General features: G+C 46.0%; 8 protein-coding genes. 7 read left to right on the plus strand and 1 reads right to left on the minus strand.

Features of this window, described 5'->3' with window-relative positions:
• Positions 1-10: 10 nt before the first annotated feature.
• A complete protein-coding gene (gene cas9, locus HQ50_RS06630) occupies positions 11-4,297 on the minus strand; it encodes a type II CRISPR RNA-guided endonuclease Cas9 (protein WP_039429249.1) in 4,287 nt (1,428 codons plus the stop codon).
• Between the two features lie 380 nt (positions 4,298-4,677).
• On the opposite strand from cas9, the gene nadB reads away from it, so the two are divergent.
• The 7 genes from nadB (at position 4,678) to HQ50_RS06665 (ending at position 11,934) form a co-directional block, all read left to right on the plus strand.
• Positions 4,678-6,198 (plus strand): L-aspartate oxidase, encoded by a 1,521-nt coding sequence (gene nadB, locus HQ50_RS06635; RefSeq protein ID WP_052074906.1) that lies wholly within the window; start codon positions 4,678-4,680, stop codon positions 6,196-6,198.
• A gap of 31 nt (positions 6,199-6,229) precedes the next feature.
• Positions 6,230-7,072, plus strand: a complete 843-nt coding sequence (gene nadC, locus HQ50_RS06640) for a carboxylating nicotinate-nucleotide diphosphorylase (protein WP_018965205.1) — start codon at positions 6,230-6,232, stop codon at positions 7,070-7,072.
• 19 nt (positions 7,073-7,091) lie between these two features.
• Entirely contained in the window at positions 7,092-8,018 is a 927-nt protein-coding gene (gene nadA / locus HQ50_RS06645) for a quinolinate synthase NadA (RefSeq protein WP_018965204.1), read from the plus strand.
• 101 nt (positions 8,019-8,119) lie between these two features.
• Positions 8,120-9,115: a MoxR family ATPase gene (locus HQ50_RS06650; protein WP_039418288.1), complete on the plus strand. Its 996-nt coding sequence runs from the start codon at positions 8,120-8,122 to the stop codon at positions 9,113-9,115.
• A gap of 10 nt (positions 9,116-9,125) precedes the next feature.
• Positions 9,126-9,998 carry a DUF58 domain-containing protein gene (locus tag HQ50_RS06655; protein ID WP_039429251.1) on the plus strand — a complete coding sequence of 291 codons (873 nt, stop codon included), beginning with the start codon at positions 9,126-9,128 and terminating at the stop codon, positions 9,996-9,998.
• Entirely contained in the window at positions 9,995-10,954 is a 960-nt protein-coding gene (locus tag HQ50_RS06660; RefSeq protein WP_039418286.1) for a hypothetical protein, read from the plus strand. The genes HQ50_RS06655 and HQ50_RS06660 overlap by 4 nt, the downstream gene beginning before the upstream one ends.
• Entirely contained in the window at positions 10,951-11,934 is a 984-nt protein-coding gene (locus HQ50_RS06665) for a VWA domain-containing protein (protein ID WP_018965200.1), read from the plus strand. Before HQ50_RS06660 ends, HQ50_RS06665 begins: the two co-directional genes overlap by 4 nt.
• Positions 11,935-11,940 lie beyond the last annotated feature (6 nt).

Consider the following 11,940-nt stretch of genomic DNA (forward strand, 5'->3'; position numbering starts at 1 on the left):
CCAAAATCTTTTACTTTTCTCCTACAGCAACGATTCGCCCTAAATGATTTACGCGAATTTTAACCAATTCTGCCAAGTCTTTGGCTGAACTAATTTGACGATAGGTTATCCCTTTGAGATGTAATGAATCCTTTTGACTCCCTGAGATGTATTGTTGTTTGAATAAATATATTCGTACATCTCCAGATTTTTGCCGAGTTTTAGAAATGGCTTGAACTCTAAAAATGTGGGTGGCAAGCTCAGCATAATTATCCGGATTCATAATATATTCAGGGCTAAGATCTTTAGGGGAAAAGGTTGTCTGCATGGATATTTCACCTGTATCGATATCTATTTTCTCTGCTTGCTGAGGTAATAGAAAGTATTCGTTCTGTTTGATACTGAAAAGAAACTTCCAACCCAGAGACTGGTTCTTATTTTTATCAACGATAGGAAGTCCTTGGCGAGACCGCTCTACCGCATCGAAGAAGGTGACGATATCGTCTTCTATAGAGCCATCGGGCAGTACATATACAGCCAAATGGTGGTTATTGTCATTGGCTACGTAGTCAATCGGACAGGTATCAGTTTGGTGGATCGGAATGGCATTATTTTTCCCTCTGATGCGGACGGATTTGATTGCGATACCCTTTTTTTCATTCAGCCAGATCGGATTATTTTCTAAGTCAGAGAATGCTTTTTCCGGTTTCCCCCCATATTGTAGGAGTCTTTGTTCCAAGATGCGTTTGATCCCCACATCTATTACTTTATCTAGTTTCAGGTCTTTGTCGATCTGCTTACGTGTTACATATCGATTTTCTAAAATTGTTTGTTTTACTTTTTTTTCTGCGTATAGGAGCTTCTTATTCTTGTCTTCAAGAGGCTTTTTATCTAAGGAATTACGACCGGTAAAGGCAGATTTGGGGTCATTGTCGAATACCTGTAATCTTTCCGACAGCATGGATCTAATCTTTGGAGAACTAACTAAGCGGATTTCCTCCTCTGTGAGTTTTGAGCCGATAGGAATCTCTCTCTCTTGATAATAGCGATTGCTACCGTATTTAGTCTCCAAATGTAAGGCTCCACGAGGGGTTAGGGTTATTTGTCTGACATGGATTTTGCGTCCCGTTGTTTTGTCTCGACTGCAGATAATATTGGTATTAGGCGTTGTAACTTTTCCTTTGGCTTTTGTGGAAATAATTACTCGTGATAGGGCTTCTTTAGCCTGTACTCGGATGTCGTGCATGGGAGGGATGAAATGACCGTCCGATCCAATTAATTGTTTTCTAAGGGCTTTTAATTGTGTGAGCTTTTGCTGTTTATCAGTCTCCTCTGCACCACTATTCCCGTTTAGATACTGTACATGCTTTCTGGTGGTCAATGCCGTGATGAGGGCGTCCATAGCATGATGTCGATGGTCATCGCGTTTGCTCCAATCTTTGATCATTTTAATGGCTTGTCCGTCTTTTCGCTCGACACTTTCAGTCAGTTTTTCTTTCGGATCAGAAATCTTGCGATCAATAGACTCGTATGTCGGCAGATTCAGCTCTTTCAAAATATCGAGCAACCCCCAATCCCTACGAAGTATGGCAGTGATACTGCCATTGGTGTGTACAATCGAAGGAGTGACCTGCAGAAGCATGTCGGCAGCATGTCGGATGATGTAGCGAGTGTTAGTAAGATCTCTATTGGTAAAATCATCCCCCAAATCCTTTTCTCGTATAAGGAGTTTTTTATACTTGGCTTGCGTGATGGCTCCGATCTTTTTTAATTCTTCTACCCGTATTACATAGTCATTGGCCTGTTCTTGGCTAAGCGTATCCATATAATCCAGAGCCGTTTTATTCCCTTTTAGCTTATTAACAGAATTCAACTCCAACGTTTTGTTGGAGAAGCTGTCGTCATAGAAAAGCGCTCTCGGGATAATGTGCTCTATTTCGAATTTGGCGGTAAATAGTTCCTCTTTGGGGATATATGTATTCGAATAGAGAGTCTTACTTCCCAATGGTGCTAACTCTTTCCATAGCTTGTACTTGATCAGGTCATTTTTAGAAGGATTGAATCCAAATTCTTTCTGTATTTCTTCAATAAATTGTGTATTCCTTTTGGTTGCCTCAGCGATGGCTGTAGTCATCGCTTTTCGCTGTTTGCTATTGGCTTGCATGTCGCGAGCCATTTCAATGCGAATTTCATCCGGATTGCCGTATTCAGAAATATGCGTATTGATGACGTGTGTCATTTGGTTGAGGATTTTCTCAACAACAGGATTGCGAAGAGAGCCCTTGCGAAGGAGGGGTAGGCTGTTTTTCAGCGTACGTTCAGTATTCTCCTCCTTTGTCGTCCATGCACTATGTCTATAGCCGGCCAATTCGCATGCTTTGTCATATCCATTTTCTTGCATGAAAGGGAGTATCTTGCGCATAGCTTTGGTGCTGAGAGATCCATACTGTGGCTCGAAAGTCAAAGATGCTAAGAGTGGACATAACTCATGAGGAATACCATAGCGCTTAGCTAAAGTCTTACAAAGAGATGTGGTTCCTGTCGGAGAGTTGTCGTCTTCATAAGAGTAGAGTAAATGCCATAAACTATGGTGGGATTGCTCACGGAAGTTATCAGTTGTGGGGTCGAAATATAAAAGCGAAGTCGTTATTCCTTCACGTTCAAAGAATTGGCGAATAATGTCTACGATTTGTTCCGGAGATATCAAGCTCTGTCCATTGGTGATCTTTGTCAGATTTTTTTCCCAATCGATTTGTTCTCCATCAGTCATTTCTTTCATGTTGAAGAAAGCTTTCATCATCGAATTATTCGTCCTATTACCGATGATCTCACGGAAATTGATTTTCCACTTATCCGGACTATAGCCGAGGATATTCAGAATCTCATTATCTGTAAGGTGATCCAGAAGATTCAGGTAGCTGAATAATTTTTGTTTAGCTTCTGTGTTGAGTATTCTCTCTTGGTCTGTATCATTTTGTTGTTCAAATAACTCGTTACTCTGTTTGTTCCATTTTCTAAGAGGGGACACTTCTATCTGTCCCAATCTTTGCCATAATCTGAAGTGCTGGAAAACAGGAGAAGACTTCGGTGCGACATGCAATCCTTCAGTATATTTCTTGCCATTGTGTTCTACTTCCCGTAATTCGAATTCACAGAATGCCAATTCCGACTTTTTCGATTTGAGCGGTCTTTGATAAAAAATGATTCGATTGCGTATAAACTGTTTGCGATCGTTGGTCAATATTGTCGGATAATAGTTTTGTTGGCATTCCCATATACGATCGAATTCATCAAGATAGTCTTGCCGATAAAAAACTTCTCCCCTGATCCTGTCATGCGGGTTAGCTTTTATTCTTTCATATAAATACTGTCCAATAGTCTGGTTATTCGCATACAATACCCGACTACGATCCCCAATGGCTCCTAAATAGCCACTGCTATTGTTGATTTGTTTGCAGATGGCTACTATCGCGGTTATTACTTGCTCTACAGGAATGATATTTGTGGCAGCAAGGCTTCGACTTTCGTATGCAAAATATTTGTTGAGAATGGTTTTGCGTAGTTTTTTCCCTTTCTGATAATCGATTGGTACTTCAGCCGGATTAAGGTCTGATTTGGAGTATATGAGTTCTTTTGCCTTTCCCGTCTTTTGCTTTAACAGTGAGCTTAGTAGGTCTTCTGTAAGGACGTCCGGATATTTTTGTCCTTGTACTTCCCAGATTTGCTTTAGCTCATTGATAAGATCGAAAGGATAAAAGTCTATTTCAGCATATTTGCCCCGCTTAAATCGTTCGAACATATACTGTCCGGGAGTCTTCTTGAGCTTTATAAGCTCTTTAGTTACAGCCATAGCATCGACAAGCTTACCATCTTCTTCTGTACTCTTACTTGTTTTTCTATTGCTTTTGTACCCTCTGCGTTTATTAATCGTCAAGAGAATACGGGCAAACTCTTCAAGTGAAACCCGCTCCGATACCGCTTTGGAACGTATTCTCAGAAGCTCGTGGGTCTCTGAGATGGGCTCCCGAATTATCTGCTCGGTATTTGTTATTATCCCGATTTTTTTGAATTGCTGTATCAAACTTGAACGACGCTGTTTATACCGTTGAAGTCTTCGGCGCATGGAGCGTTTGAATGTGCGGTCTGTTGTTGGTGAGCAAGATAATCCTTTGCTGAAATTTTCAGCATCTGCCGATGAAAGGATGATTCGTGTGCCCAGATAGACTATTTTCGTTTGCTCCGCAGATTTTTCTGCTTCTAATACGTAAGCCGATCCGATAGATGTCGTCCCGAGGTCTAATCCAAGAATTTTTTTCATTGTGATATAGGTGTTTACAGACCTTTTAATGTTTCTTTGTAATGTTGGAATAAAAAACCATGAAAAAGTTTTTCACACAAAAATAAATAAAACTATGGTTTGGATCACATTTTGTCAAGTCAATTATTTGCACTAAGTTTGCATAACTAAATTTGAAGCATTTCCCAACAAGGATTTTATTCCGTTGTGAAAACATTAAGAACAGGCTCCCCGAAAATAATTCGGGGAGCTTCTTCTTTTTTTATTCGTAATTGTATTAATCGCTTCCACCTTTGGACCTTTAGCTTACTCTCAGTCAAGGCAACCGCATCAAAATGTAAGTGCCTGATTATCAATCATAGTTTTGAGTGCATTCTTTATCTTTGAGTATAATCTCCGAAATGCAATCATTTGAAAAGGCTTTCAAGGCTTCGAAGCATGGTCGGGTAGCTCTGATAACCAAAGCTGACATCCATGAGAGTAATTCGTACTTTGCACAAGGGGGAGTCGCAGCGGTTACGGCTGCTGACGATGCACCGGACAACCACTATAACGATACGGTCGAAGCCGGTCGGGGGCTTTGTGAGGACGATGCCGTAAGGGTGCTTGCCGAAGAGGCTCCGGAGCGGATCGACGAGTTGATCCGTTGGGGGATGCGTTTCGATACGGAAGCCGATGGCCTATTGGCTTTGGGGCTTGAAGGTGGACACCACCACAAGCGGATTCTGCATGCAGGAGGTGATTCCACCGGTAGGATGCTCACGAGCTTTATGATCGATAGTGTGCTGCAAACTTCTGCGATAGAGATATTTGTCAATCACCAAGCGGTCGAATTGCTGATAGACGACCTCGGTTGCCGTGGCGTACGTACATGGGATTGGGAAGATGGGCGTGAAGTCGTTTTCTATGGCAAGCATACGGTGATGGCCACCGGGGGATCGGCTGCCATCTATCGAAGATCTACCAATCCGCAGGGTACCCTCGGAGATGGGATTGCCCTCTGCTATCATGCCGGCTGCGAGGTGCGCGACATGGAGTTTGTCCAATTTCATCCCACAGCTCTGTACAATCCGAAAGGAGAAGCCTTCCTAATCAGTGAGGCCGTACGGGGAGAAGGGGCGCATCTATATAATAGTAGGGATGAACGCTTCATGCAAGGCGTCCACGAATTGGCCGAATTGGCACCTCGTGATGTAGTGGCACGGCGGATCTTCTTGGAGATGCGACGTTTGGGAGACGAATACGTCTATCTCGATCTGCGACATCTGGATCCGGATCATATTCGCAAACGTTTCCCCACGATATGTGCTCGCTGTGCAGAGTTGGGGCTTGATCTTACTGACCGTATCCCTGTGGCTCCGGCGGCACACTACACGGTGGGAGGGGTTAGTACGGATCTGAATGGCTGTACGGCCGTACCTCATCTATATGCCGTGGGAGAGGTGGCTTCTACCGGAATAATGGGGGCAAACAGGTTGGCCTCCAATTCTCTGATCGAATGCCTTGTGTTCGGTCATCGTGTCGTGGCTGATACGATTGCCTCGGATTCGATCGGCCATTCGACAATGGTGTCGAGCATGGCTGTCTATCCTGAGCCGAAAGATGCATCGCTCTATCATAAGGTAAAAGAGCAGTTGTCCCGCCTGATGACCGATTATGTCGGTATCATTCGCAACGAAGAAGGTCTTCTGTCCGTGGATCGGAAGATAGAAGAACTTAGGTGGAAACTACTCGGAACAGAAGATCTTTATGCTTGTTTTGCCGAGCAGCTGCTGTCAGTGGGTCAGCTTATCGTTCGGGGGGCGATAGCTCGCCGAGAAAGTAGAGGAGGGCATTATCGGGAAGACTATCCCGATACGAGCGAGGCCTATCGCAAGCACTCCTCCTACATCCTTGCCGGCAGAGCAAGACATATCAAATAAAAATGCGTAATACCCTCATCACTTTTAAGTTATGACTCATGAAGAAATGCTTTTGGAGAAATTGATCGATCTGGCAATAGCAGAGGACATTGCCGATGGAGATATTTCTTCCAATGCCATTATCCCTCAATCGGAAGGTGCTGCAGCCACAATGGTAATGAAGGCCGATGGCATCATATCCGGAATGGAAGTTGCCCGCCGTGTCTTCGAGCGATTCGAAGCCCTGACATGGACTCCATATGTGTCGGATGGCGATCCCGTAAAGCGCGGTCAAGTAATCCTGCGTGTGGAAGGCAGTTACCGGGCTTTGTTACAAGCCGAACGATTGGCGCTTAATTTTTTGCAAAGAATGAGTGGTATTGCCACTATGACCGCTCGCTATGCCGAGGCATTGAAAGGTACGGCCGTAAGGCTTTTGGATACTCGCAAGACGGCACCCGGTATGCGAATAACGGATAAGATGGCCGTTCGCCATGGCGGTGGACATAACCATCGCATGGGCCTCTATGATATGATTATGCTCAAGGACAATCACATCAAGGTCGCCGGAGGAATACCCCAAGCCATCGAAGCAGCCAGAAGAGCACTCCCGCTTTCTATCAAGTTGGAAGTGGAGACATCCAACCTGGCTGAGGTCGAAGAAGCAGTACGCTATGGTGCAGACATAATCATGCTGGACAATATGGACAATGATACCATGCGTGAAGCGGTGGGGCTGATTGCCGGACGTGCCAGGACAGAAGCCAGCGGCAATATGACACTCGAACGGCTGAGAAGTGTGGCAGAAACGGGTGTGGATTACATCAGCGTAGGTGCTTTGACCCATAGCGTTACGGCCATGGACATCAGCATGAATTTCCTCCTTACTCAGTAAGCTTTAAGTTGGTTTTTGTATGCAAACAAAGGATATTCTTAAAGAGATAGAGCTTCTCAAGAAAGAACGGAATGCCATTATTTTGGCACACTACTATGCGCGCCCTGAGGTGCAGGACATTGCCGATTATATCGGGGATTCTCTTGGTCTGTCCCGTCAGGCTGCCGATACGGAGGCGGATACGATACTCTTTTGCGGAGTCCACTTCATGGCCGAAACAGCTTCGATTATTTCGCCACAGAAGACTATCCTCACTCCCACGAAATATGCCGGTTGTTCTTTGGCCGAAGGTGCCTCTGCCGAAGGCTTGCGCCGCTGGAAGGAGCAGAACCCGGATGGACTCATTGTCAGCTATGTCAATACGACTGCCGAGGTAAAGGCATGGACGGACTACTGCTGTACAAGCAGCAATGCACTCAAGGTGGTGGAGAGCTTGCCTCGAGACAGAAAAATTCTCTTTGGACCGGATCGAAATCTGGGAGCTTATATCTCGCGGAAGACAGGACGGGAGATGGAGCTTTGGGATGCTTCGTGTTTCGTGCATGAGCGGATTACGGAAGAATCCATCTTAGAGGCTTTGGAGCTGTATCCCGATGCTGATATTCTCATTCATCCGGAGAGCGAGGGTTCTCATTCGCCACGAGTGCTGAGTAGCAGTCGCTGCTTTATGTATTCCACGGCCGGTATTCTTAATCATGCTCGGGTGTCTGACAAAAAAATGTTTGTTATTGCTACGGAGCCGGAGACGCTGCACGTGTTGCGGAAAGAAAATCCGGGTAAAACGTTTATTGCCATTCAACCCGACAACCGCTGTTTCCATATGAAACAAACAGGTTTGTGGGAGGTGTTGGAAGCTCTCCGCCACAACCGTTATGAGGTGAAAGTGCCTGCCGAAATCAGAGAGAAGGCTTTGCTCTCGATCGAGCGAATGCTGGCCGTAGGCTGAACTTCGAACTTAAACCCTGCCGGATACTATGTGTCTATCCCAACATGAGATGACGTGCATAGTCTTCATTAGAATTTAGCAAGAAAAGATATAGAAAACCAATGAGTGAAACCATTGACATCAAGGCTCTTACAGAGCTTATTGAGCAGAAAAGCTCATTTGTGAATCTCATCACGCGCGGTATGGCGCAGAATATCGTCGGGCAGAACCATTTGGTGGAGTCGCTTTTGATCGGGCTGTTGGCCGATGGACATATCCTGCTTGAGGGTGTTCCGGGATTGGCCAAGACTTTGGCTATCAAAACTCTGGCCGGACTGATCAGTGCCAAATACAACCGTATACAGTTTACGCCGGACCTCTTGCCTGCTGACGTGGTAGGTACCATGATTTACAGCCAGAAGCGGGAGGAGTTTCAAGTAAAGCAAGGTCCTATTTTTGCAAACTTTATTTTGGCCGATGAGATCAACCGTGCTCCGGCCAAAGTGCAGAGTGCTCTGCTCGAAGCGATGCAGGAGAGACAGGTTACCATTGGTGAAACGACCTTCAAGCTCCCAGAGCCTTTCCTCGTAATGGCTACCCAGAATCCTATCGAGCAGGAGGGTACTTATCAACTGCCGGAAGCACAGGTAGACCGATTCATGATGAAGGTACTGATAGACTATCCCCAAAAGAAGGAGGAAATGCAGATCATTCGTCAGAATATCGGTGGCCGGTCAGCTGAAATTCGTCCCGTGATCTCTACGGAGGAAATATTGGAAGCACGCCGAGTAGTAAGGCAGGTGTATCTGGATGAAAAGATCGAACACTACATTGTCGATATAGTTTTTGCCACACGCTATCCCGAACAATTCGGGTTGAACGATTTGAAAGATATGATCAGCTTCGGAGCTTCGCCCCGAGCTTCGATCAATTTGGCGTTGGCTGCACGTGCATACGCTTTTATCAAGCATAGAGGTTATGTGATTCCGGAGGATGTACGTGCCGTATGTCACGACGTGATGCGTCACCGTATAGGGCTGAGCTATGAGGCAGAGGCCAATAGCCTGACTCCGGACGCTGTCGTCAATGAAATTCTGAACAAAGTAGAAGTCCCTTAATCAGAGATAAGTGCAGACAAGCGACCTACTTAAGAAAGTTCGACGGATCGAAATCAAAGCACGAGGCCTTTCGCGACAAATCTTTGCCGGACAGTATCATTCCGCATTCAGAGGACGCGGTATGGCGTTCAGCGAGGTGCGCGAGTATGCCGTAGGGGATGATGTGCGCGACATCGACTGGAATGTGACGGCACGTTATGCACGTCCCTATGTGAAAGTCTTCGAGGAGGAGCGTGAGCTAACGGTCATGCTAATGGTCGATATGTCCGGTTCGTTGTCTTTCGGTACGGAGGTAGAGACTAAGCGAGAGCTGACGGCTGAAGTGGCAGCTACATTGGCCTTTTCCGCTATCCAAAATAATGACAAGATCGGAGTCCTTTTCTTTACGGACAGGATCGAAAAGTATGTGCCACCCGCCAAAGGAAAGAAGCATATCCTGTATATAATCAGGGAGCTATTGGAGTTTCGTCCGCAGAGCAGAGCCACGGATCTTTCGGTTCCACTCTCTTATCTGACTCGCTTGGTGAAGAAGCGGTGTACGGCATTCCTGATTTCCGATTTTCAGTCAGAGGAGGATTCCTATGAAAAGACCTTGCTGATGTCTGCTCGTAAGCATGATATTGTAGCCATCAGGATATTCGATCGGCGAGAGGCCGATCTGCCGAATGTAGGGTTGATGCGCTTTCGCGATGCAGAGACAGGGCAGACTCATTGGGTAGATACTGCTGATGGCTCCGTTCGGAAAGCGTATGCGTATGCCTATGAGCAGAGGCAAGCAGCACTTGCCGTTTTGCTCAAACGGTGTGGTGTAGATGCTACCGAGATACGTACGGGGCAGGATTTCGTGCAGCAGCTTCTCATCTTATTAAAAAAACGCTCATGAGACACTCTCTTGCCATTCGCCGCTTTGTCCTTTCTGCTTTTTGCATGCTCTTTGCCTCTTCCCTGCTGAAAGCGCAAGAGCTTTCTATCACCGGCAAACTGGATCGTGCAGAGATGCAAATAGGTGAGCAGGCAGTCATAGATATTACTATCCGCACAGCCGACTTGGCAAGTACACATCTGCAAATACCGACTGATTCGACTATGAGCCGGATCGAAATTTTGGCATTCGGTATTACTGACACGGTTGTAGTGAAAGACCCGGTCGTGGAGATAAAAGCCAAGATGGTGATTACCTCATTCGATTCAACCCTGCTGGAGATTCCTCCTTTTATTGTCACGGATGGTCGGGACCAGGTTATGTCCAAAAGTCTTTTCCTGAAAGTTACAATGCCGGAGGTCGATCTTTCCCAACCGGATTCTATTTATGACATCAAGGAGCCGTGGGGCGTGCCTTATACGTGGAGCGATATTTTCAATATCATGCTTCGCCATCCCCTTACGTGGATCATACTTGCAGCCTTTTTGGCTGTATTGTCTTACCTCTTTTATAAGAGATACAAGGAGCACCAAGCTCGCCGTCCTGTGGTGATTCCTGATACTCCGGCTATTCCTGCTTATGACCGAGCTATTGCAGCCTTGGAAACATTGCGTGCAAAAAAACTGGTGGAGGCCGGTTTGTATAAGGAATACTTTACGGAATTGACAGATTTGCTTCGGAGCTATATTGCCGAAACTCGCGGAATAGATGCCAGGGAGATGACCAGCAGTGAGATATTACAAGCCCTCCAGCGGATCGAACTTCCTGAAAAAGAAAGACTGCTGCTACGTGGAATATTGCAAACGGCCGACCTGGCCAAGTTTGCCAAGTATAAGCCGATGCATGGAGAGGATGCGGAAGCTATTCGAGATGCTCGCGCCTTCCTCGATGAAGTGCATAATATCTGGGAGTCATGACGTTTGCATATCCTGAACTGCTTTGGCTACTGATCCTGTTGCCTTTGATGGCGGCCTGGTATATTCTGCAAGCTCGTAAGACTTCGGCAACGATGACCATATCTTCATTGAAGCCTTTCGAAGGAGGTCGCCGAGGATTAAGGGTCTATTTGCGCCATTCGTTGCCGATATTGAGAGTTCTTTCAGTAGGCTTTCTCATTATTGCTCTGGCTCGCCCACAGAATACCAATAGCTGGCAGAAAGATTCGATCGAGGGAATAGATATTATGTTGGCCATGGATGTCTCGGGTAGTATGCAGGCCATGGACTTCAAGCCGAATCGCTTGGAGGCAGCCAAAGATGTAGCGATTTCCTTTATCAACAATCGTCCGAACGACAATATCGGGATGGTTACATTCGCCGGAGAGAGCTTTACTCAATGTCCATTGACTACCGACCATGCCGTACTGCTCAATATGGTACAGGACTTGCAGATGGGTGTTCTGGATGATGGTACGGCTATCGGCATGGGACTGGCTACGGCCGTCAATCGACTGAAGGACAGCAAAGCCAAGAGTCGTGTAGTTATTCTGCTGACGGACGGATCGAACAATATGGGTGATATCACTCCCCGTATGGCAGCCGATATTGCCAAAACGTTCGGTATTCGTGTGTACACAGTCGGTGTAGGCACACGAGGAGAGGCTCCTTTCCCCATTCAGACGGAATTCGGAGTTCGGATTCAGAATGTACCTGTGGATATCGATGAGCCGACATTGGACGGAATTGCCGAGGTGTCGGGTGGAAAATATTTCAGGGCAGTCGATAATAAGACGTTGGATGAAATTTACAAGGAAATCGATAAGCTCGAGAAGACGAGACTTATGACCAAGAGCTTCAAGGCTTATGAGGAAAAATATTTCGTCTATGCCCTCATTGCTTTTCTTTTGCTGCTGACAGAGTTTTTACTTCGCAATACGCTTCTTCGTTCCAACCCGTAAAGAGAT

The organism is Porphyromonas sp. COT-052 OH4946 (assembly GCF_000765965.1).
GTDB lineage: Bacteria > Bacteroidota > Bacteroidia > Bacteroidales > Porphyromonadaceae > Porphyromonas > Porphyromonas gulae.